The sequence below is a fragment of the Corynebacterium neomassiliense genome (assembly GCF_900626215.1).
Taxonomy (GTDB): domain Bacteria; phylum Actinomycetota; class Actinomycetes; order Mycobacteriales; family Mycobacteriaceae; genus Corynebacterium; species Corynebacterium neomassiliense.
This window is the reverse complement of sequence record NZ_LR131106.1, coordinates 2002522-2025265: the sequence shown is the minus strand read 5'-3', so window position 1 is coordinate 2025265 and position 22744 is coordinate 2002522. Positions and strand designations below refer to the sequence as shown.

Below are 22744 nucleotides of genomic sequence, written 5' to 3'. Positions count from 1 at the left end.
CCCCCCCCCTCTCCGCTACTCCTCCCCCCCGCGTCGCTTTCTTCTCCCCTCCTCTCTTCCATCTTCGCCTCACCCTCCCGTTCTCTCCCCTCGCCTCTCTTTTTGTTTTTTTTTAATAACCCGCCTCCCCCCGAGCTCTCCCCTATCCTCTTCGTCGGCAGCGTCCGATGTGTATAAGAGACCCGCTCTGTCTGTACTCTTGCAAAGCGGGAGGTGGGACCCGTTCCGCTCACGGCGAATGGAACGGTGGAGCCGGGAACAGACAGGGTGGTCTACTCGGAGCCCATGACGACGACATCCACCGAACTGCCCCTGTCACTGCCCCCGTCCCCGGAAGTGACACTCCACTGGTTCCTTCCCACCAACGGCGACTCCCGGGGGATCGTGGGAGGGGGTCACGGAGCCGGTGCCGAGGTCGGTGACCGATTCCCTGACCTGCGGTATCTTACCCAACTGGCACAGGCCGCAGAGTACAACGGATTCGAGTCCGTCCTCACCCCGACCGGACGCTGGTGCCAGGATTCCTGGCTCACGACAGCCGCACTGCTCAGCGCAACGGACCGGCTGAAGTTCCTTGTCGCCTTCCGCCCCAGTCTGGTTCCCGCTGCGTTGCTCGCCCAGCAGGTGCAGACCTACCAGGAACTCTCGGACAACCGCCTGCTACTTAACGTGGTGGTCGGAGGGGAGGACGCCGAACAACGGTCCTTCGGAGACCACACGACGAAGGAGGAACGGTACGCCATCGCCGACGAAGCCCTCGACGCCGCCTCCCGACTGTGGTCCGAACTCGGTCCGGTGAACTATGAAGGAGAACACGTCCGGATTGAAGGTGGCGTTCTGGCCCGCAGGCCCCGGGTGGTGCCGAGGATCTTCTTCGGTGGTTCCTCACCGGCCGGTATCGAGGTGGCGGCCAGGCGGGCCGAGGTCTACCTGACATGGGGGGAGCATCCGGACGAGGTCGCGGAGAAGCTGTCGCGGGTAGCGGCCCGGGCGGCAGAGTATGGCAGAACGCTCGAGTACGGTATACGTCTCCACGTCATTTCGCGGGACACCGAGGAAGAGGCCTGGGCGTCCGCCCAGAGGCTCTATGATTCCCTCGACCCGGACGCCGTGGCCCGGGCCCAGGCAGGTCTGAGGACCTCGCAGTCTGAGAGTCAGCGTCGGATCGCGGAGATCCACGGTCGTGGTGCGGCGTTCCGCCAGGGAGGGGACGCCAGGGACCTGGAGTTCTTCCCCGGACTGTGGTCGGGGATCGGTCTGGTCCGGGGTGGTGCGGGTACCGCGCTCGTCGGTTCCCATGATCAGGTGGCGGAGAACATCGACAGATTCCGTGCCGCGGGTATCCGCCACTTCATCCTCTCCGGTTATCCGCACCTGGAGGAGGGCTTCTACGTCGGCGAGGGAACGGTTCCCGCACTACTTCGCCGTGGCGTCACAGTGACGAATCACCCTGAACCTCGGGTACCCTCTGTTTCTTCTGAGACCGGCTCCTCCGTGGGAGGGAAACCGGCCGGAGCACTCTCCGGGACACAGATCAACCCGGTTATCGACACCTCCGCCGACCATGCCGCAGTCAGCTCTGTCGGAGGTGCGTCATGACGCCTTCCGGTGCTTCACCCGGTTCAGTCCCGGACGTCCGTTCACCCGACAGTGTCTCGGGAGGGGGAGGTAGTTCTGACGGCACTGCGTCAAGAGGCAGTGCCTCTGTCAGTGTCGTCTCCGTCGACTCTGTGCCCGTCGACTCTGTGCCCGGCGGTCCCGCCCTCGGTGGAGCAGGGGAGGGGGGTCATGGTGGCGTGTCACGTCTGCTTGCAGGCCTGCGTCGGCGACGGATACCTCTGCATCTCGGCACGCTTGCAGGTGTCATCGCAGTATGGTGGGCAGTCGCCCGCTTCGGGGGTCTGGACCCGGTGGTTCTCCCGGGTCCGGGTGAGGTGGCCGACAGGCTTGTCACCACGAACCTGTGTCAGTCGGCTTCAGGGAGCGGTCGTCCGGAGTGCGGTGTCCAGGGATACTTCCTGTGGCAGCATCTGCTGGCCACCATCCAGCGCATAGCGGTCGGACTGGGGGCCGGCACAGTGGTCGGGGTGCTGCTCGGATGGTTGCTCGGCAGTAGCCGCGGGGTCCGTTCAGTGGTGGAACCCTACCTGTCCTTTCTCCGGGCCCTTCCGCCACTGGGCTACATAGGACTTCTCATTGTCTGGTTCGGTATCGGGGACCAGTCGAAGGTCGTCCTGCTGTTTCTGGCAGCGTTTCCGACCGTGGCCGTGTCAACGCTCGTCGGTGTGACCGGAGTTCGCCGGGACTGGATTCTGGCGACCGAGTCGTTGGGGGCGAGCCGTGTCCAGGTGTTCCGGACCGTGCTGCTTCCCGGAGCTCTGCCTGACATCATCAACGGTGTGAGGCTGGCGTCCGGGCTCTGCTGGTCCGCGATCGTTGCCGCTGAAATGAACGACGGCATCCCCGGCATCGGTGGACTCGCCTACATATCCGGCACCCAGCTGGACACCTCGTTGGCGATTGCGTGCATCATCGTCATCGGTATCGCAGCTCTTCTCCTCGATCAGCTTCTGCTGTGGGTGGAGCGTACCTATGCACCCTGGAGGACGAAGCAGTGACCACGTACAAGGACACCCCTGTTTCATCGCCGGCCTTGCCGGTGAAGGTGTCGGCCCGCAGGGTCCGGACCACAGAAGCGCGGAACGCTGCCGGAGCAGTCCCACGGTTTCACGTGAAACGCTCTCGCCGGGTGGCGGGTGCAGCCGTCATCGCCGTTTCCGGCCTGGCGTTGACGTCCTGTGTCGGCCCTCCTGCCGATGAATGGGCAGGCGGTGCTGAAGACGCCACCTGTCCGGTGACTCCAGCGGAAGCCGGCGGATCCCTGCGGATCGGCTACCTGGGTGGACCGGCAGCCGATCTCTACACACAGGACCAGGGACTTGCTGAAGCCTGTCTCCCCAACGCTGAGATCTCCTGGACCCGTTTCCCTACGGGCCAGGACATAGTGCAGGGCTTTGCGGCAGGATCTGTGGACATGGCGGCACTGGGATCCACTCCGACCACCAAAGCACTGAGTGCACCGTTGAATCTCGATGTGTCCGTGATCTCCGCCAACTCGGTCATCGGCGCGACCGAGGCTCTGGTTGCGAAGAAGGCAACATCCGTCCCCGAACTCAAGGGGCAGCGGATTGCCGTGCCCTTCTCCTCGACAGCCCACTACAGTCTGCTCAATGCCCTGATAGATGCCGGACTGGATCCGCAGCGCGACGTGGAGATCGTCAATATCTCGCCCGACAAGCTTCCTGCTGCCTGGAAGTCTGACCAGATCGACGCGGCGTATGTCTGGGACCCGACGTTGGAACAACTCAAGCAGGGAACCGGGGGAGCCCCGCAGGGGCACGTTCTCACGGACTCCGAGGAGCAGGCTGCAGCGGGACACGCCACCTACAATGTCACTCTGGCGACGAACCCCTGGATCGACGGAAACAGTGAGCTTCTCCGGGTTTTCCTGGAGCTGGAGGCCTGGGTTGTCGACCATGCCGACGAAGATCCGGATGACTTCGGAAAGGTCAATGCATCAGCGTCCGGAATGGATGAGGATTCGGCGTCCCGACAGATCGAGGGCCAGATCTTCATCCACGGCAGTGAGGAACCGGAGTACCTTGCCGAGGTGGCCGGCGCACTTTACTCGACGGCGGAGTTCCTTCGTGATCAGGGTGAGATTCCCTCCGTGAAGCCTGCAGACGCCTATGCGGCGGCGACCCGACCCGACCTCTGGAAGGACATTCAGTGATCACTCTCGAGAGAGTCTCGCAGTACTACGAGACAGAAACTGCCGGCAGGGTCCACGCACTCGAGGAGGTGTCGTTGTCCGTTCCCGCGGAGGAGACCGTGTGTCTTGTCGGCCCCTCCGGGTGCGGTAAATCGACTCTGCTACGGATCCTGGCCGGCTTCCTGAAGCCGTCCTCCGGCACCCTGGATGTCGACGGCCATCCGGTGGAGGGTGCCGATCCGGAAAGGGGAGTGGTCTTTCAGCAGCCCACACTTCTGCCGTGGTACTCGGTACGCGACAATGTGCGGTTGGCGTACCGCTACTCGGGGGACATCTCCCAGAAGGAGAGTGCCGATGAACTCATAGAGCTCGTGGGACTGGGGGACGCCGCGGAGCGGCTGCCTCATGAGCTTTCCGGGGGGATGCAGCAACGTACCCAGATTGCGAGGGTGCTGGCTGCAGGTCCCCGCTATGTACTCATGGACGAGCCTTTCGGCGCTCTGGATCCTTTTACCCGGGAGCAGCTGCAGGCGGAGCTGCTGCGAGTCTGGGCGAAGAAGCGCCCGACCATCATCTTCGTGACCCACAGCGTGGAGGAGGCGCTTCTCCTCGGCCACCGGGTGATCGTGATGGCGGCGGGTCCGGGGAGGGTTATCGAGGATGTGGTTGTCCCGGAACACCTCCGAGTGGATCTGGACGACGGGGAGGTTTCACGTGAAACTCTCCAGGAGCGTTTGCGGGCACTGACGGCGGATCCTGATTTTGTGCTTCTCCGCCACCAGGTGACGGAGTCCATCAACCGCGCCCATGCCACCGCATAGGGAGAGTGCACCCGCGCACACGGAGCGAGGACGTGAAGGGCGTCCGGGATGAAGAGTTCCCGGATGACTTCCCCTTGCTTCTTTCACCACCAGGCCGGACCGCCACCACCAGGCCGGACCGCCACCACCAGGCCGGACCGCCACCACCAGGCCGGACTGCAGGGCGAGGAAGCTGTGCCGGGGCCGGTGACCTTTCCCCGAGGTCACGGGGGGGCACGGTCATGATGACGGGCAATCAGGGAATCGGCTGTGCATCTGTCGTTTCCGAAGGTCCTTCACAGACCGATCTGTCTATGATATTTTCACGGTCTGACCTGCATATACGCACCATTCAGCAGCACTGGCACTTGCACTGTCGCAGACCGAGTGGTCTACTTGTACCCATGACCACAGCACTCCAGGCGGCCGCAGTCGCCACCGACAAGGGAACAGTCTCCGACCGGGCACGTCTTCCGCTGGCAGTTCTTGCCGCTGAAGTCGACCGTCGGATGATGTGTGTGGTCATCGACTCTTTCTTCGACGAGAGTCTGGCCCCGGGGCTGGTCTCCGTCCGCGTCCCTGCCGACAGTTTGGACTGGAATGCACTGCGATCCGCCCCCACACTGGGAATCTCGGTGCTCAACCCCCTGCAGACACTCGCCGCGGGGCAGTTCACCCGTGAGCGCCTCCCGAAGTCACTCCACCGTGACCACAACGGAGCGGGCCTGGTCGACGGTGCCGCTGTCCATCTCACCACCCGCCTGTACCAGGAGTTCGACGCGGGCAACCACATTGTCGCCCTCCTCCACGTCACCGGTCGCGAAACCGGGGAAGTGGCGGACGCGCAGCGTCCCTACCTCTACCTCGCGGCCTGAGCGGCCGCCTCGGCGGCCTCGATCTCGGCGTTGAACTCCCTCTTGCTCGCCTGCCACTCGTCCTCGACCATCCCGAGCCTCCAGTAACCCGAGATCGACACGTCAGCCCGGTCAAGGCCGTTGTCGACGAAGAGGTGACGCCGCAGATCGCGGATCATCTCCGCGACACCGTGGACGAACCAGGAGGTCCGTGTACCGGATGCCGCCTCGGCGGCCAGACCGGACTCCACGACCGCCCGGACAAGTTCAGTTCCGTGCACCGCGCCGTCACGGTACACCCGGTGGACAGTCACCTCTGACCCCTCAGGGGCGAGGGGAGCGTCGAGGGCGTGCGCGGCGTCCTCCTCCTCGAGGAAGACCTCGGCACTGCTGCCGGCCGGAAGGTTCTCCACTCCGGCGAAAATCGCCGGAGCCGCGGACTCGTCCCCGGCGAACACGTACCTGCTGTACCCGGGGGAAGGACGCCACGCCCCGCCGGGGCCGGCGAAGGCGATGCGGGCCCCGGGCTGCACCTCGGCGGCCCACGGACCGGCGATCCCCTGGTCACCGTGGATCACGAAGTCGATGTCGACGGTGTTCGCCTCCGTGTCCCAGCTGCGCAGCGTATACGTCCGCATGACGGGAAGCTGTTCCTTCGGCAGCACGTCCCGGACGGTGGCAGGGTCGATCGTGGCGTCATCCCAGGACCAGGTCGCCCCGACGGGGGGGAAGAGAAGCTTCACGTAGTGGTCGGTGTACTGCAGGTCCATCGCTGAAACAGGTTTCTCCGGGGTCAGGGTGAGGCGGACCATGCCGCCGGGGATGCGGCGGGTAGCTGTCACGGTCGCAGGACCGGGGGCGGGACGCCGACGTCGGGCCGGCTGCCGGGGGTTGTCAGTCATGGTGGCCAGGATAGCCTCACTAGCGGAACGACCGGTGGGACAGTGGTCGACGCCGCAGCCGTCCCGCCTCCGGTGACCGGCGGAAAATATATCCCCTGACGTGCTAGAATGGTCAGGTCATATCTAGTCAGCCAGAAGGGATCGCACTACGTGAGCGACGACACCAACGGCGGCGGCGAGACGCTGTTCGACCGCATCACCCCCATCGACCTCACCGAGGAGATGCGGAACAGCTACATCGACTACGCGATGAGCGTGATCGTGGGCCGGGCCCTTCCCGAGGTCCGCGACGGCATGAAGCCGGTGCACCGGCGCGTGATCTACGCGATGTACGACAACGGCTTCCGACCCGACCGCAGCTACGTGAAGTCCGCCCGACCGGTCGCCGAGACCATGGGGCACTACCATCCGCACGGTGACACGGCCATCTACGACACCCTGTGCCGTCTCGCCCAGCCGTGGGTCATGCGGTACCCGCTCGTCGACGGACAGGGGAACTTCGGCTCGCGCGGCAATGACGGGCCCGCCGCCATGAGGTACACGGAGTGCCGGCTGACCCCCCTGGCGCTGGAGATGGTGCGTGACATCAGGGAGAACACGGTCGACTTCTCCCCGAACTACGACGGCAAGTCCCAGGAACCGGATGTCCTGCCGTCCCGCGTGCCGAACCTGCTGATGAACGGTTCCAGCGGGATCGCCGTCGGTATGGCGACAAATATCCCGCCGCACAACCTCAACGAACTGGCCGAGGCGATCTTCTGGCTGCTGGAGAACCCGGAGGCTGACGAGCAGACCGCGCTGGACGCGTGCATGGAACGCGTCAAGGGCCCGGATTTCCCGACAGCCGGCCTCATCGTCGGGGACCAGGGGATCAGGGACGCCTACACCACCGGCCGCGGCTCGATCCGGATGCGGGGGCGTTCCACCATCGAGGAGGACGGCAACCGGCAGACGATCGTCATCACCGAGCTGCCGTACATGGTCAATCCCGACAATCTCGTCTCCTCCATCGCCGAGCAGGTCCGTGACGGCAAAATCGCCGGAATCGCGAAGATCGACGATGAATCCTCTGACCGTGTCGGTATGAGGATCGTCGTCACCCTCAAGAGGGACGCCGTCCCGAGGGTCGTGCTCAACAACCTGTACAAGCACTCCCAGCTACAGACCAGCTTCGGTGCCAACATGCTGTCCATCGTCGACAGTGTGCCCCGTACCCTGCGTCTCGACCAGATGCTGCGGCTGTACGTACGCCACCAGATCGAGGTCATCGTCCGGCGTACCCAGTTCCGCCTCGATGAAGCGGAGAAGCGCGCCCACATACTGCGGGGACTGGTCAAGGCCCTCGACGCTCTCGACGAGGTCATCGCCCTGATCCGCAGGTCGGCGACGGTCGACATCGCCCGCGAAGGCCTGAGGGACCTGCTGGACATCGACGACATCCAGGCGGACGCCATCCTGGCGATGCAGCTGCGCCGCCTGGCAGCTCTGGAACGTCAGAAGATCATCGACGAACTCGCCGAGATCGAGGCGACGATCGCCGACCTCAAGGCGATCTTGGCGTCCCCGGAACGCCAGCGGACGATCGTCCATGACGAGCTCGCCGAGATCGTAGAGAAGTTCGGCGACGAGCGTCGCACCGAGATCATCGGTGCGACCGGTGACGTGTCCGAGGAGGACCTCATCGCCCGGGAGAACGTGGTCGTCACGATCACCTCCACCGGTTACGCCAAGCGCACCAAGGTCGACAGCTACCGGTCGCAGCGCCGCGGTGGCAAGGGTGTCAGGGGAGCGGAGCTGAAGCAGGACGACATCGTCCGTCACTTCTTCGTCTGCTCCACGCACGACATCATCATGTTCTTCACCAACTTCGGTCGCGTGTACCGGCTGAAGGCCTATGAACTTCCCGAGGCGTCGCGTACGGCCCGCGGCCAGCACGTCGCCAACCTGCTGGAGTTCCAGCCAGGCGAGCAGATCGCGGAGATCATCCAGATCCAGTCGTTCGAGGACGCCCCGTACCTAGTTCTCGCCACCCAGCAGGGGCGGGTGAAAAAGTCACGGCTCACCGACTACGACACCGCACGCTCCGGCGGCCTCATCGCCATCAACCTCAACGAGGGCGACAAGCTCATCGGTGCGCAGCTGTGCACCGGTGACGATGACCTCCTCCTGGTCTCCGAGGAGGGCCAGGCGCTGCGCTTCACCGCCGACGATGACACGTTGCGGCCCATGGGCCGGGCCACCGCAGGTGTCAAGGGCATGCGTTTCCGGGGTGAGGACCAGCTGCTCGCACTCACCGTGGTGAGGGAGGATTCGTGCCTGCTCGTCGCCACTTCCGGCGGCTACGGCAAGCGCACCCCGATGGAGGAGTACCCCGTGAAGGGTCGCGGAACGATGGGCGTGGTGACCTTCAAGTACGACCCGAAACGGGGCAAGCTCATCGGAGCTGTCGTGGTCAACGAGGATGACGAGATCTTCGCCGTCACCAGTGCCGGGGTCATCATCCGCACCGGGGTCGCGCAGATCCGCAAGACCTCGCGGGCGACCATGGGTGTCCGGCTCGTCGACCTGGACAAGGGTGTGGAACTCCTCGCCATCGACAGGAACGTCGAGGACGAGGGTGAGGAATCAGCCCAGCAGGTCGCCGACAACGACAGCGAGAGCTGACGCCGTGACTGACGACGGGCCCGCAGCAGAGGGAGACGGCTCCGGCGACGACGCGGTCGCAACCGTCAGCATTGTCCGGTCCGTCGGCCCCGGCAGTGCCGCCCGGATCGGGGCGGGTGTGGGCGCGTGCCTGTTCGTCGCGTGGATGGCCGCCGCGGCACTGATCTACATCCTGCTCGGAGCGACCGGTATCCGTGACCGGGTGAACAGCCTGGCGGGAGACCTTCTTGCCTCGGACGGTGTCAGTGCCGGAATGTACTTCGGTGTCGCGGCTGCGCTGGGTGCGGTCGAGGTCGTGGCCCTGGTTCTGCTCTGTCCCCTGTGTGCGGTCATCTACAACGGTATCGCGCACTATGTGGGGGGCCTGCGGGTCACCCTCGTCCCGGTGGAGGACGCCGGGGAGGACACCGGGGAAAGTGTCGTGCAGGACACCGGGCAGGACGCCCCGGGTGACTTCAGGCCGGGTGACACCACACCGCCGGAGGACGCCGACGAGGTGCCCGGGACAGGACCGGCGTCGGAAGGATGGGGTGCGCGTACGGATCCTCCGGGCATGAAGAGCACAGACTGAGGTCATGTGACCCGGGAACGCCTTTCCCGGGAAACATGTCCTGAACAGGTAGTTTGCTTGTTTCTCCGCGGGGGCTGTATAGTTTCCATTCGTTCGAGGGGCCTATAGCTCAGGTGGTTAGAGCGCGTCACTGATAATGACGAGGTCGCAGGTTCAAATCCTGCTAGGCCCACCAACGGACTTTCCGGGGCTGTAGCTCAATTGGTAGAGCATCTGCTTTGCAAGCAGAAGGTCAGGGGTTCGATTCCCCTCAGCTCCACAAGCGAAGTATCAGGTCAGGCCCTCATTCCGGTTTCGGAATGGGGGCCTTTCTGTCTTTGGCCTGCCCTCGGGTCTCTGCAGGTCCGCACTCTTAACTCGACCTTAGTGATCGAAATCCCTGTCCAGCGTCACAGTGACGATTCGCTTTGACAGCGCAAGGTTCTGTAGTCGGCCTTGAAACTGCGGCGCTTTCCGGTCCGCTGTGTTCACTCGTTGTTGACTACACTCATCCACGCATTCATGACGTAGTCGATCGACGAGTGGAGTGCCTTGGCGGGTACTCCGTCGCAGACTTCGACGGAGAGCCCGAGCAGATAGGAGTCGAACGTCGTAGTGAGGCCGTCCACGTCGGTGGAGTCGGGAAGATCGCCGGCGCTGATTCCGCGTTCGATCGCCGTCCGTATGCGCGCTCTCGTGATGTTGCGTGCACGGGTTCCCAGCAGTGCTGTGTCTGCGTTGCGGTGTGATGCTGCCGGTGAGGTGAGGGCGATCAGGCATCCCGGCGGGTGAGCCGGGTCCGTCTGCATCTCCAGCGACTGCACCAGTGCAGTCCGTAGCGCTTCGCGGGGAGGCAACTGGAGATCGGTGGCGGCCTCGGTGACTGCGCCATAGCGGGTGAGGTAGTACTCGATCACCTTCGAGAACAGTTCCGCCTTGGAGCCGAAGGCGTTTTCGATGCTCGCGCTCGACATTCCCATCGCCTCACGCAGGGCGCTCATGGATGCCTCCGCGTACCCGCAGCGCCAGAACACCAGCAGCGCTGCTTCCAGCGCCTCGTCTTCGTCGAATCGTCTCGGTCGTCCCGGGCTACGGGGGGAAGGCATATGAGTTCCTCTCCACTGGGTTGGTCGTGCCATAACTAGTTTGCTCAGTTACCTGACCCGTGGCAACCTAGTTATGGCACAATCGATCCATAAATAGAGGAGGGCGTGTGACTGAAACGATGAGAGAGACAGCGAACACATCTGACACTGATCCGAGGCTCCCCGTCGGGGCGCTTCTGGCGCTGGCGCTGGCAGGATTCGTATGCATCATGACCGAGACGATGCCCGCCGGTCTCCTGCCGCAGATCGCCGCCGGCCTCGACGTGAGTGAGTCGGCGGCGGGACAGTGGGTGAGTCTGTATGCCGCCGGTACGGTGATCGCCGCCCTTCCCGCGATCGCCCTGACCCGGGGGATGCGGCGCAAGCCACTGCTGGTCATCGGGGCCTCCGGGTTTCTTGTGGCGAACCTCGCCACTGCGCTGACCCCCACATATGAGTTTGCGCTTGTGGCCCGCGGTGTCGCGGGAGCGTTCTCCGGGCTGTTGTGGGGCATGCTCGCCGGCTACGCCCGCCGCCTTGTCCCTCCCCGGCAGAGTGGTCGGGCCATGGCGGTGGCGATGGTCGGCACGCCTATCGCCCTGTCGATCGGTACCCCGCTGGGAACACTCCTGGGAACGGGGTTAGGTTGGCGATGGGCCTTCGTCGTCATGTCATTGGCGGCAGCCATCCTCATCGTGTGGGTTCTCCTCGGAGTCCCGGACCGTCCCGGTCAGGGTGAGGGGGACCGTACGCCCCTCTTCCGTGTGATGTGGTTGCCGGGCGTCGCGCCGATCCTCGTCACGGCACTCGTGTGGATGCTGGGCCACAACCTCCTCTACACCTACATCGCCCCGTACATCGCCTGGACGGGCGTAGGCGTACGCGTCGATCTCGCGCTGCTCGTGTTCGGCCTGTCCTCGCTGGTGAGCATCTGGATCACCGGTGTCCTCGTCGACCGCATGCTGCGTGTCCTCGTGCTGACCGCGACCGCGGTATTCGCCGTGACCGGGGTCGTCCTGATGGCCGCAGGAGGCATGCCGATGGCGTTCTGGGCCTCGGTCATCCTGTGGGGTCTGACGTTCGGCGGGGCGGCTACGCAGTTGCAGACCGCGCTGGCCGATGCTGCCGGCACGGACGGCGATGTCGCCCAGGCAATGATGACCGTGACCTGGAATCTCGCGATTTTCGGTGGTGGCGCGCTCGGAGGAGTCATCCTCGCCGACAGCACCGCAGGGGCACTTCCGCCCGTCGTGGGCACGCTGGCGGCCGTCGCGTTCCTGATCGTACTTGTGGCGCGCCGTCATGCCTTCAGACCGGGCCCACGGCTGTGACGCCTTCTGTACAGGCATCACCGCACCTGTTCATTCCGGAGCAGGACAGCACATCGATGGCCGGACCGCTCGGCATCGCCGCACGGTGCCTGTCATTCCCTGTCGGCGAGCGGAGCAGAAACGGGAACCGGGGGAGTGAGGTCCGGGACCCTGTTGACACGGGCCATCCCTGAAGGTGCTGGCATACGACGGGGTGGCGCGGTGCACTGCCTCGGTCCCGGTGCCAACTCGGTTCGCTTCTGTCGTGGCAGATTTCCGCGCGTTACCCGGCCCGGTCATCGTTTCAGGCAGGGCAGACCCGTCTCCGGGAGCCCGGCGTCGTGGCGGTCCGCTCATTCTGCTGCCTGGTGATCAGCGTCGAGGTGATGTGGCGGTTCTGCGGGTTCGAACACCGGCATCCACCGGAGAAGGTCAGGGGAGCTACGATATGTTATCGTTGATTTCATGGTTGAGAAATCAATGATTCTGGATCGTGCGGTGGAGCTGTTCGCTGCATCAGATACCGGTGATTTTTCCACGCGTGCAGTGTGTGAGGCTGCCGGTATCGGACAACCGGTGCTGTACCGCATGTTCGGTGACAAGGCCGGATTGCTGGCAGCAGTGGCCGATCGGGTGTGGGAACAGTACCTGGCCCCGAAGCGCACAGCCACCGCCTCAGATGACCCGGTACAGGATCTGCGTGACGGGTGGGACAACCACACTGCATTCGCGCTGGCCAACCCCCATGCCTACCGGCTTGTGTTCGCCAGCTCGCTGCCTACGCGGCCGGTCGCGGCCGGTGAGGCCATGGAGCTGCTCTGCGGGGTGCTGGAACGCGTCGCGGCACAGGGCAGACTCGGGCTGGAGGTGGGGGAAGCCGCGCAGATCGTGATGGCCGCAAACAGCGGCATCGCTCTGTCACTCATCTTGCGTCCGGAGCAGTACCCCGACCAGTCCGCGTCCACCGTGATGCGCGAGGCCACCCTGCGCGCGATCCTGACCGACCATGCCCCGGACGCTGACCGGGCGCAGCAGGTCGCCGCGACGACCCTGCTGGCCGGACTCGCCGATTCCGAGGTGTTCACCTCAGCGGAAGCGGTGCTGCTGGCCGAATGGCTCGAACGCATCCGCTCTTCCTGACCCGCGTACCTCGCAGACAGTCCCGTGGAGAGCAGTGAACCACACCTTCTCTCCCGCGCGCATCCCGCGTGAGCGGTATCCGTTGATCCTGGAAACAAGGAGATTCCCAACCATGAACACTCAGAACACTTTCCGCACCGCCCTCGTCACCGGTGGTTCCGGTGGTATCGGCAAGGCGGTCGCCGAGCGCCTTGCCGCCGACGGGTACGCCGTGGCCGTGCACTACGCAGGCAACAGGTCCAAGGCCGAAGACCTCGTCGCCGAGATCACGGATGCCGGGGGACGGGCGGTCGCCGTCGGCGCGGATGTCGCCGACGAACACGCCGTGGCTAAGCTGTTCGACAAGGTGGAGGACGCCTTGGGCGGCATAGACGTGGTTGTGAACACCGCGGGGATCATGATTTTGGCACCGATCGCGGAGTACGACATCGATGCATTCGACCGGCTGATGCGCACGAACGTGCGCGGCACGTTCCTTGTCTCGCAACAGGCGGCGCGACGGGTGCGTGCGGGCGGATCGATCATCAACTTCTCCACCACCGTCACCCGCGCCCAGTTCCCCAGCTACGGCCCGTACGTGGCCAGTAAAGCCGCTGTCGAGGGGCTGACCCTGATCCTGGCACGTGAGTTGCGCGGGAAGGACATCACCGTCAACGCCGTGGCCCCTGGGCCGACCGCTACACCGCTGTTCCTCGAAGGCAAGACCGGGGAGCAGATCGCTGGCCTGTCGAAGGCTGCGCCCCTGGAGCGCCTTGGTCAGCCGGAGGACATCGCGGAGACCGTGGCGTTCCTCGCCGGGCCCGCCCGGTGGGTGAACGGGCAGACCATCTTCACCAACGGCGGACTCGCCTGATCTCACAGTCGTCCGCCTACCCTGGTGCACTCGGTCACGATTCTCCGGTGTCCGGGACCTTCGACAAGGGATCTCGGGTACTCCCGGAGGAGTAAGGCTGGGTCAAGTCAGCTCATTCGGCGTCCCCTGCGTGCGGTGTACGGAGTAGTTCACTGCTCACGGCGTCGCCATCAGGATGTTCACCGCCAGCCCGCGACAGCATACGGAGAGCGTCATCGGACGGGGAACCGGGATCGGTACGGTAGACGATGAGCGTCTGGTCTGGGTCTCCGGTAGGTTTCAGTGCCTGGTAGGTGATGGTGAGGTCGCCGACGACCGGGTGGTGGTAGTCCTTTGTACCTGTGGTGCGTTCATAGACCCGGTGTCGGGCCCAGAGCCGGCGGAATTCGGGACTGCGGATCGATAGCTCCCCGATGAGCTGACTGAGGTCGGGGTCATCGGGGTGACGTCCTGCATCGACGCAGAGCATCGCTGTAGTGTCGGTGGCAACCAGGTCCCAGTCAGAGTAGAGCTCACGGGCGTGGGGTTCGAGGAAAACGAAACGGGCCTGGTTGCGCTCGACGCGGGGCATGGCGGAGAAATCGGCGATGAGAAGTCCTGCCAACCGGTTCTGTCCGAGGACGTCGAGTCTTCGACCCAGTACGAACGCCGGGCGGAGGGCGGCGTCGAAGTCTTCGAGCAGGGTACGGGTCTCCGGGTGGAGCTGCTGCAGCCCGGCCGCCCTGCGCCGACGTGCGAGGGTGGGACGAGCGATGGTGTGCAGGTGGGCGCGTTCGATCTGATTGAGCTGGAGGGCATCCGCGAGTGCTTCGAGGACCTCGGCGGAAGCACTTCTGCTGCGGCCCTGTTCCAGCCGGGTGTAGTAGTCGACGCTGACGCCGGCAAGCATTGCCAGCTCCTCGCGGCGCAGGCCCTCCACGCGTCGTCTGCCTGTGTCGGTGATGCCCACGCGCTCAGGGGTGAGCCTGCTGCGGGACGCACGTAGAAAACCCGCAAGAGTCGGTTGGAGCGACTTGTCCATGGCTGAGATTATCGCACTCGGGAGGCGGGTGAAGGGTGGCCCATTTTGTCCCGGGCATGACCGGACCTTCTGAGGTGTAGCAGTGTGGTTGACACTGACTGTTGTCGCGACACGGCGGCACCCAGATCGAGGAGAAGGAGAATGCCATGTCAGTCTGGCTGGTTACTGGAGCATCCCGGGGACTCGGGGTGGAGATCGCTCGAGCTGCGGTGGCAGGAGGCGAGAAGGTGGCAGTTGCGGCCCGCCGCCCTGACTCGGTCCCGGAGGACATACGCGAGAGTGAAGAGGTACTTACGGTAGGTCTGGATGTCACCGATACCGACCAGATTTACCGGGCCGTCGAAGAGGTGGTCGGGAAGTTCGGCAGGATCGATGTCCTGGTGAACAATGCCGGGCGGGGGCTGTTGGGTGCACTTGAGGAGATCAGTGATGCCGAGGCCCGGTCTCTGTTCGACGTGAACGTGTTCGGTCTGATCAACACCACACGCGCTGTTCTACCTCATATGCGCACAGCCGGCGGAGGCAAGTTGGTGCACATCGGCTCCCGGTCAGGTTTCGAGGGAGAGCCGGGAGTGAGCATGTACTCGGCATCGAAAGCCGCGGTAGCCGGCGTCAGTGAAGCTCTCGCTGCCGAGCTGGAGCCTTTCGGGATTCAGAGCATGGTCGTCGAACCTGGTGTGTTCCGCACCGATTTCCTCGATGCCAGTTCGGTCCAGCTGCCTGAACGCCGCATTCCCGATTATGACGGGACGCCTGCACACGTCACTCTCGACTGGGCCGGGGAGGCCAACCACACCCAGCTCGGCGACCCGGTCAAGGGTGCGGCTTTCATCTACCAGGTCACCTCGGGTGAGACCCTGCCTCTGCATCTTCCTGTGGGTGCGGACGCCTTTGAGCGCAGAGAGGTCATGACTGCCCGGATCGCCCGCGAGATCGCTCCTTTGCATGCTGCCTCGGCGGCCACTGCGTATGTCGACGCAGAACGCGCCGACAGTTGATCAGTGGGCCGGCCCGATTCAGTATGTCTGTCTCTCATGGCGGACCGGCATCCCCCGGCTTCCAGCTGCGGGCCTGTCACCGGTACAGCGGTTCCGGACCGGAAGGCGTCGCCGGTTTCACGTGAAACCGTGATTCTGCGGTCTGACAGGAGAGCCCCTGCCAGCGCCAGAGCTCTTCAGCACTCTTCAGCGGCCACACTGAGACGGGCGAGAACGGCTTCAACTCCGAACTCGTAGCGCCGGTCAAAGTCCTCGGAGAAAATGTCTCCGCGAAGACGGTGCAGAGTGGGGTATCTGTCTGGGGCCGGGGCAGTTTCGGCGGCCGGGTGGTACTGCGAACCCTGCTGTTCCTGGGTGATACCCAGCAGGTAATAGAAGAGAGCCCACATGCCGAGCGCACACTGCGTGTCGGGCACGCCTGCGGCGCTCAGAGAGGACACAAGCTCCTCGGTGAGTTCGAGGGTGTGCTCTTCAAAGGGTGCGTTACCTGCGGTCAGGCGGGCACCGTCGCGGTACATCAGGAGAGTCTTCCGGTACCGTCTCAGGATCTCCCGCACCCGGTCAAGGCCGTTGTCGGGAAGGTCCTCCAGGGACAGATGTGTCAGGACTTCGTCCGACATAAGTCCGAGGAGACGGGCTTTGGTGCCGACCTGGAAGGACACGGTGTTGACATTGACATGCATTCTCCTGGCGACTCCGCGGATGGTGACCGCGTCCAGTCCTTCTTCGTTCAGCAGGTCCAGGGCGGCGGTGATGACGTCCTGTCGGGAGTATCTGTGGGGTGGCATAACGCTCCTGGAGGGTCTGGATCAGGACAGTGACTTACGGTACGTTATGGTACCCTGATCAAGTATAACTGAGGGTGTCCTGATCAAGTGTGTCATGATGCCGGAGATACCGCCCCGTCGAGAAAGCTGAACTCCATGGATGTCAACAACAGCAGTGCCGTTCGACGCATGCGGCGGCCGCAGATACGGCCGCCGTGGGCCCGAAGGTATGAACTGACGCTCGTCGGTCGGCGGACGGTCGCGCAGAATGTCCTCCGGGTGACGCTGAGCGGATTCGATCTTGAGGAGTTCCGCTATCAGGGGGGCGACCACCGGTGCACACTGCTGATTCCCTGGCCGGCGGAGGAGGCCCGGAGGTTCATGTGGCCGACGGTCTCGGATCCGTGGACCGGGGCGGCGCAGTGGGGCTTCATTGCGGCACTCACCCGCCCGCTCCGCCGTCCTTTGACGGTCAGCGGCTACCGCCCGGACCAGCTCGAGATCGACTTCGACATCCTTCTCCACGGTGACAGTCCGCTCACCACCTGGGCGCGGGGGGCCAGGCCGGGAACCGCTGTCCGGGTCATCGACAACGGGCGTCGGTACCGGGTGCCGGACGGTACCCGGACGCAGATCCTCATCGCCGATGAAGCCGGCGCTCCGGCGGCTCTGGCCGTCGCCGCAGAGACCCCGCCGTCTGTACCGACGGCCCTCTACATCCCGGGTACGGTGGCGGCTGCAGAAGGACGCCATCCCGGCGGACACGTCTCGGTGGTCACGGTACCTGCGCACAGCGGGGACCGGACCCCGGAAAAGCGCTTTGCGGAGGCAGTTCTCGCGGACGCGGCCGGAGTTCTCACTCCGGTCGGTTCGGAGCCGTTGGTCGACGGAGGACGGTTGTCGACTGTGCCGGATCTTGTCGGTATCGCGGGGGAGCGATCCTTCACGCGGCAACTGGTCTGCTCGCTGCGAAAGGCAGGTGTGCCACGGGGTGCCATTCACGCCGGGAACTACTGGAGGCTCCGGTAGAGGGAGGTGCTGCCCTTCCGGGGCTCCGACTGCTGCCCGGACAGCAGCTCCCGCCTGCGGTCTCTGTCAGTAGCCGACGGTGAAGCGCCTGCCGACGAACTTCGGGGACTCGATCTCGTCCACGAGGGCGACGGCGAAGTCCTCGTAGGAGATGCGCGACGCGCCTTCGTCATCGACGACCGGGGTGTCCAGACTGGTCCTGTAGCTGCCGGTCCGCTCACCGGGCTTGAAGTCGACCGGGGGCGGGGAGACGAAGGTCCACCGCACGCCCAGTCCGGTTGCGTTGGCGAGGTACCAGTCGAGGGCTTCGGTCTGACCGCGGGCGGGGAGCATGAACGCCTCCGGGAATCCTTCGGAGTCGACGATCCGCCTGCCGTCAGGGCCGAGCAGGGACGCCCCGCCGCCCATGTGGACGATGTAGGGGTCATTGTCGAGTCCCGCGACGGTTTCGGTGACGGTCCGGGCTGCGTCGGCCCAGGGGGACGATGTCATGGTGCCGATAGCGATGACGACGGCGTCGACGTCGGCGGCGAGCTCCCGGACGGAGTCCGCGTCGAGGGCGTCGCCCTTGACGACCTCGGCCCTGCTGTCGACGGTCGCACTGTCCGGGTGGCGTACCGCGGCAACTACCTCATGTCCGCGGTTCAGTGCCTCTGCCGTGATCCGGGAGCCGGCGGTACCGGCTGCCCCGAAGACGAGAATCCTGCTCATGTCCATACTCCTGAGTTCGTGTTTCTGACTTCCGCGACCAGGTTAACACCAATGCTTTCTTTTGGGAAGTGCCGAACGGGGAAAGATGCCGTACCTTCCCGCCAACCCGGCCGTGCAACTCCGGATCCTGTCTTCCGGTCGCACGGGGGAGTGGGGCACAGGTGGGGGAGGACAGTGACGGTGAGGGCGACGGTGAGGGCGACGGTGAGGGCGACAGTGAGGGCGACACTGACGGCGCAGGTGGTCGTTGACTTCGGGAGAAAGACCCGGGACGAAAAAGGACGCCGCGACCCGTGCGGGTCGCGGCGTCCCTGTCTGTGACGGTGGCTCACAGTCGGAGGGTCATACGGGTGCCGGAGCAGTTCCACCGCTCACCGGCACCACCTCGTCACTTGAACTCGCCGACGTAGTTGCCGATGGTGCGGAGACCGGTGTCCGTCATGTGCAGCGGGAGGTTGCGGCGTTCGGAGGTCGTGTCGATGAGGCCGGTGACCCACCGGTCGTTCGAGCACATCTCGTGACCGCGGCTGACCTGCTTGAGGGAGACCCAGGTGGAATCCGTGTCGGAGGCGGCCGCACGTCCCGCGTCCTCGAGGGCGGTCTCGATCTCTCCGATCTGTACGAAGGGCAGGGACATGGGAAGGTTGGGCACGACGTTGACGGGGCAGACCTCTCCGGCACCGTTGGAGACCTGGGGCATGCCGACGATCTTGATCTTTGCGCTCGGTGCCGCCTCCCGGGCGGCGCGAGCAGCATCACTGATGGAGGCCCGGAGGTTCTCCCGGATCTGGGGGACCGGCATGTGGTCGTTGAGCACGTAGGGGTAGGTGTCGTTCGTACCGGCGAAAAGCACGACCTGTCTGGTTTCGGGCGTCAGCGCCCCCCTGTCACGTGCGACATTGATCTGGTCGATGATGTGCATGCCGCCGGTGCGGTAGGAGGCTCCCGCACATGAGTAGTTGTCGGTGGGCAGTTGGCTCCCGTCGTGGACGGCGTCACTGAAGCGGTTGTCTGTCCCGCAGCCGGAACCGGACAGGACCGGGTTCGGCAGGGGCAGTCCTTTGCCTGCCAGGTAGTTGTAGAGGTCGGGGTTCGCGGTGAGCGAGTCACCGAAGACCACGACATTGCCACCTGCGGCTTCCGCGGTGGGCGCGTCGGTGGAGACGGCCATGCCGCCGGCGACGGCCGCTGCCGCGGTGGCCGCTGCGAGGGCAGTTCCCGCGATCCGGTGCCGCAGGGAGTTCCCGGCCGACCTTTCCTTCGTGTGGCGTGCGCTCATAGGTGCTGAGCATCCTCTCGTTGTCTCTGTCTCCGACGGTCCGTCAAGCCCGTCGCGTGCACGGATTCGTTGCCCCGGCGTCAGGGCTCCCTGAACCGCCGGCCGGCATGGTGACGAACGCCGTTCTCGGATAGCACGTTACACTACCGTGACTTTCCGCCAGGTGTCCGTGACCACTACTGTACCTGCTGCAACACCAGAAACATCAGTCACACAAAACTACATCCGTGTGACTGTGTTGCCGGGGGTGACCGGGGAGGAATCTCCGCGGGTAGCCTCGGCGACCGGAAGGGGCCGGCAGCAGGTCGGACAGCAGGTCCGGCAGCCCGGGCCCCGGGGCAGATGCGCTGCAGACTGTAACAATCTGCCCACATAACCGATAGTTGCGACAGAATCGTTTCAAAAGGGATATGGTAGTGGTCCTTGAGGCCACCCACCCCAGACAGGAAGGCTCTTCCCCGTGATCAATGTGTTCGACAGCTCTGAACGCCAGCAGTTCGTCAGAGATGCCAGGGGCATGCTACGTGGCGGCAAGGCCGTTCTCGGTACCGGCCTCCTCAAAGGGGGGACGGCATCCCAGCACCTGGCGTCATTCCGTAATCTTGCCCGCTACGGTGCCTCCATGACGGGTCTGCTCGAGGCCGGCACCGCCCGGTACCCGGACCGCACCGCACTGATCGACGATGACGGGGAACTCACCTACCGGGAACTACGGACCCAGGCCCGTCTCACCGCCCGGGTGCTCGCCAGCCGGGGGATCACCGAGAAGAGCAGGGTCGGCATCCTCGCACGCAACGGACGGGGTTTCATGATTCCCCTGTCCGCCAAGGGTTACCTGGGTTACACCGTCTTCCTTCTCAATGTCGGGGCCAGCCGCCAGCAGCTCCACGACATTGCCGTGGAGCACAACCTCGATGTCCTCTTCGCGGACTCGGAGTTCGACGACAAGCTTCCGACAGATGTCGAGGGGCTCACCATCGTGCACGCGTGGGCCGGTCCCGGTCACCGCACCGACATTGATTTCCCCACCATCCAGGACCTCTGGGCCGCGCCGGGCACCGGTGACGATTCACTGCCGAAGAAGGTGAACCAGGGCGGTGTGGTGCTGATGTCCTCGGGGACCTCAGGGACGCCGAAGGCGGTGAGCCACGGAGAGCCGACACTGCCTCTGGGCGTCCTCGGCCCGGCCATCGGTAGCCTCGGAGTGAAGGCAGGGTCCACTCTGCAGCTCACCGCGAGTATGTTCCACGTGCTCGGCTGGGCGGTCTCGGTGATCGCGCTGCTGGCAGGGTGCACCATCGTCACCCAGAGGGTCTTCGACCCGGAGAATGTGCTGCGCCAGGTGGACAAATACAAGTGTGACGGCATCATCAGCTCTGCGGTCTTCCTCAAGGACCAGCTGGCGGTCGACCTCGCGAACCCGGGCAAGTACGACCACTCCTCGGTGAAGTTCATCGTCAACGCCGGTAACGCGATGAGCGAGGATCTCGTCCTCGGCCTGGAGAAGCAGTACGGGTACATCCTCGGTTCCGCCTACGGGTCCACCGAGAGTCTCCTCATCGCCTGGGCCGGTCCCGAGGACATCAAGGCGGATCCCACGACCGCCGGTTTCCCGGTCTGGAACGGACGCGTCGCACTCCTCGACGAGGAGGGCCGCGAGGTCGAACCGGGTCAGGTCGGTATCATCCACGCACGGACCATGATGGCCATGAAGGGCTATCTGGGTGACCGGGACCAGGCGGAGGAGACCGCCGGAATGCTGAACCTGGGGGACCGGGGGATCATCGACCCCGCTTCAGGACGCCTGACTGTCCTGGGTCGGGACAATGACATGATCATCGTCGGCGGGGAGAACATCTGGCCGAGTTCGGTTTCCGACCTCATCTGCCGGATCGAGGGTGTCCACGACGCCTACTGCACCGGTGTGGAGGACGAGAAGACCTTCCAGCGTGTGAAGGCCTATGTTGTCGTCGACGGTACCGCCGAAGTCACCGAGGATGATGTCCGCAAGTTCGTCGAGGAGAACCTCATCACCCCGGCAGTGCCGAGGGACGTCGTGCTCCAGACCGAGCCCCTGCCCCGCAATGTCATCGGCAAGGTGGTGAAGAGGGACCTGGTCAACTGACCGACCGGGTCCCGGCTACCTGGTTTCCGATCGCCTCCAGGTGGCCGGTCGGCCTATGCTCCGCCCTGCTCGTAGAATGCTCTCCGCCGTGTACGGACAGCTGGCGGGCAACCCGCCATGCGGTTTCACGTGAAACCGATCCCGGCAAGCGGAACCCTGCGTGCGCCACCCGCCACGGAGGCGCTCCACCGCGAGTCTGCCCGCACCGCAGACGCGCACTCACGACGTCCTGCCCCTCAGTATCGGGGGAGCGCTGTCCACGGTGACCGGCACTCTGTCGCCGGAAGGGTCCCTCATGCGACGTGCGTACAGGAACACTCGCTGACCGTCGCCAGGACATACTCCATCCGGGCATGTCCCACCCGGCGGAAAACCGGGCGAGCCTCCGACAACGCAGGCCTCCTCACGCTCGACTTCCTCACGCCCGACCTTCTCCCACCAGAGTCTCTTCGATCCGGCAGTACCGTGCGGTGCAATCGTGCGGTGCAGCCGTGCGGTGCAACACGGAGGTCCGGTGGACGGAGACACCTCCTGAAAGTCACCTCACCGGGGACTACGCCGGGGAAGCCCTCGACCTCGTTCGGGCGCGACTGCCCCTGTTTCCCGCAGTTAACCAGGCGGCTCATGTAAGTGGTCTGACCTTTCTCCCGCTGCTTCTCGCATGCCGCGTGCACGGGTCGGAAGGGGTCCGTCCTGTCTCAGCCTCATCGCCGCTGCCTGGATTGGCCGGACGCCTGGACTGGCGGAGGCCTGGACCGCGGAGGGCGCACGGGACGCGTCCCTCATCGGCGCTCGAAGTCGGGGTCCCGTATCCGAGGGGGGCTCCGTTGGACGCCACGGGCTGCCGTTGACGTCTCTCCCGACGGTGTCCCGGGGTCGGTCCC

At 64.8% G+C, this 22744-nt stretch carries 20 protein-coding genes and 2 tRNA genes; 15 read left to right on the top strand and 7 right to left on the bottom strand.

The window, feature by feature from the left end:
• Positions 1-233 (bottom strand): hypothetical protein (locus E0E18_RS14185; RefSeq protein ID WP_237559710.1); only part of this gene is annotated, 233 nt, incomplete at its 3' end.
• Positions 234-285: 52 nt separating this feature from the next.
• On the opposite strand from E0E18_RS14185, the gene E0E18_RS08940 reads away from it, so the two are divergent.
• From E0E18_RS08940 to E0E18_RS08920, 5 genes are all read left to right on the top strand, one after another.
• On the top strand, positions 286-1599 hold the full coding sequence (locus tag E0E18_RS08940; protein WP_130840364.1) for an LLM class flavin-dependent oxidoreductase: 1314 nt from the start codon (positions 286-288) through the stop codon (positions 1597-1599).
• A gap of 197 nt (positions 1600-1796) precedes the next feature.
• Positions 1797-2618, top strand: a complete 822-nt coding sequence (locus E0E18_RS08935; protein ID WP_390620338.1) for an ABC transporter permease — start codon at positions 1797-1799, stop codon at positions 2616-2618.
• A gap of 131 nt (positions 2619-2749) precedes the next feature.
• Entirely contained in the window at positions 2750-3793 is a 1044-nt protein-coding gene (locus tag E0E18_RS08930; RefSeq protein WP_237559709.1) for a taurine ABC transporter substrate-binding protein, read from the top strand.
• A complete protein-coding gene (locus E0E18_RS08925; protein ID WP_130840362.1) occupies positions 3790-4593 on the top strand; it encodes an ABC transporter ATP-binding protein in 804 nt (267 codons plus the stop codon). The genes E0E18_RS08930 and E0E18_RS08925 overlap by 4 nt, the downstream gene beginning before the upstream one ends.
• Positions 4594-4976: 383 nt before the next feature.
• On the top strand, positions 4977-5447 hold the full coding sequence (locus tag E0E18_RS08920; RefSeq protein WP_130840360.1) for a flavin reductase family protein: 471 nt from the start codon (positions 4977-4979) through the stop codon (positions 5445-5447).
• Here E0E18_RS08920 and E0E18_RS08915 read toward each other — a convergent pair.
• Positions 5432-6328, bottom strand: coding sequence for a siderophore-interacting protein (locus tag E0E18_RS08915; RefSeq protein ID WP_130840358.1), 897 nt, complete (start codon positions 6326-6328; stop codon positions 5432-5434). The two genes, E0E18_RS08920 and E0E18_RS08915, sit on opposite strands and share 16 nt — an antisense overlap.
• Before the next feature lie 150 nt (positions 6329-6478).
• Between E0E18_RS08915 and gyrA the strand changes: the two genes are divergently transcribed.
• The 4 genes from gyrA to E0E18_RS08895 all read left to right on the top strand — a co-directional run bounded on the left by gyrA (position 6479) and on the right by E0E18_RS08895 (position 9822).
• A complete protein-coding gene (gene gyrA / locus E0E18_RS08910; protein WP_066587277.1) occupies positions 6479-8992 on the top strand; it encodes a DNA gyrase subunit A in 2514 nt (837 codons plus the stop codon).
• A 4-nt stretch (positions 8993-8996) separates the two neighbouring features.
• A complete protein-coding gene (locus tag E0E18_RS08905; RefSeq protein WP_130840356.1) occupies positions 8997-9563 on the top strand; it encodes a DUF3566 domain-containing protein in 567 nt (188 codons plus the stop codon).
• Between the two features lie 98 nt (positions 9564-9661).
• Positions 9662-9738, top strand: a tRNA-Ile gene (locus E0E18_RS08900).
• A gap of 11 nt (positions 9739-9749) precedes the next feature.
• Positions 9750-9822, top strand: a tRNA-Ala gene (locus tag E0E18_RS08895).
• 208 nt (positions 9823-10030) lie between these two features.
• Here E0E18_RS08895 and E0E18_RS08890 read toward each other — a convergent pair.
• The gene (locus E0E18_RS08890) at positions 10031-10648 is read right to left on the bottom strand and encodes a TetR/AcrR family transcriptional regulator (RefSeq protein ID WP_161972263.1); all 618 of its coding nucleotides are present in this window, start codon (positions 10646-10648) and stop codon (positions 10031-10033) included.
• A 107-nt stretch (positions 10649-10755) separates the two neighbouring features.
• On the opposite strand from E0E18_RS08890, the gene E0E18_RS08885 reads away from it, so the two are divergent.
• The 3 genes from E0E18_RS08885 (at position 10756) to E0E18_RS08875 (ending at position 13930) form a co-directional block, all read left to right on the top strand.
• Positions 10756-11958, top strand: a complete 1203-nt coding sequence (locus tag E0E18_RS08885) for an MFS transporter (RefSeq protein WP_237559708.1) — start codon at positions 10756-10758, stop codon at positions 11956-11958.
• 444 nt (positions 11959-12402) lie between these two features.
• A complete protein-coding gene (locus tag E0E18_RS08880; RefSeq protein ID WP_066587286.1) occupies positions 12403-13077 on the top strand; it encodes a TetR/AcrR family transcriptional regulator in 675 nt (224 codons plus the stop codon).
• A gap of 112 nt (positions 13078-13189) precedes the next feature.
• Positions 13190-13930 (top strand): SDR family oxidoreductase, encoded by a 741-nt coding sequence (locus E0E18_RS08875; RefSeq protein ID WP_130840352.1) that lies wholly within the window; start codon positions 13190-13192, stop codon positions 13928-13930.
• A gap of 112 nt (positions 13931-14042) precedes the next feature.
• Here E0E18_RS08875 and E0E18_RS08870 read toward each other — a convergent pair whose 3' ends face one another.
• Positions 14043-14951, bottom strand: a complete 909-nt coding sequence (locus tag E0E18_RS08870) for a helix-turn-helix transcriptional regulator (RefSeq protein ID WP_130840350.1) — start codon at positions 14949-14951, stop codon at positions 14043-14045.
• 146 nt (positions 14952-15097) lie between these two features.
• Between E0E18_RS08870 and E0E18_RS08865 the strand changes: the two genes are divergently transcribed.
• Positions 15098-15949 carry an SDR family oxidoreductase gene (locus E0E18_RS08865; protein WP_130840348.1) on the top strand — a complete coding sequence of 284 codons (852 nt, stop codon included), beginning with the start codon at positions 15098-15100 and terminating at the stop codon, positions 15947-15949.
• A gap of 176 nt (positions 15950-16125) precedes the next feature.
• On the opposite strand, the gene E0E18_RS08860 is transcribed toward E0E18_RS08865, so the two are convergent.
• Entirely contained in the window at positions 16126-16737 is a 612-nt protein-coding gene (locus tag E0E18_RS08860; protein ID WP_130840345.1) for a TetR/AcrR family transcriptional regulator C-terminal domain-containing protein, read from the bottom strand.
• Between the two features lie 135 nt (positions 16738-16872).
• On the opposite strand from E0E18_RS08860, the gene E0E18_RS08855 reads away from it, so the two are divergent.
• A complete protein-coding gene (locus E0E18_RS08855) occupies positions 16873-17745 on the top strand; it encodes a siderophore-interacting protein (RefSeq protein WP_130840343.1) in 873 nt (290 codons plus the stop codon).
• A gap of 66 nt (positions 17746-17811) precedes the next feature.
• Here the strand turns inward: E0E18_RS08855 and E0E18_RS08850 are convergent, their stop codons facing one another.
• Positions 17812-18456 (bottom strand): NAD(P)-dependent oxidoreductase, encoded by a 645-nt coding sequence (locus E0E18_RS08850; RefSeq protein WP_130840341.1) that lies wholly within the window; start codon positions 18454-18456, stop codon positions 17812-17814.
• Between the two features lie 388 nt (positions 18457-18844).
• Positions 18845-19735 (bottom strand): GDSL-type esterase/lipase family protein, encoded by an 891-nt coding sequence (locus tag E0E18_RS08845; protein WP_130840339.1) that lies wholly within the window; start codon positions 19733-19735, stop codon positions 18845-18847.
• Positions 19736-20195: 460 nt separating this feature from the next.
• On the opposite strand from E0E18_RS08845, the gene E0E18_RS08840 reads away from it, so the two are divergent.
• A complete protein-coding gene (locus E0E18_RS08840; RefSeq protein WP_066587301.1) occupies positions 20196-21860 on the top strand; it encodes an AMP-binding protein in 1665 nt (554 codons plus the stop codon).
• Positions 21861-22744 lie beyond the last annotated feature (884 nt).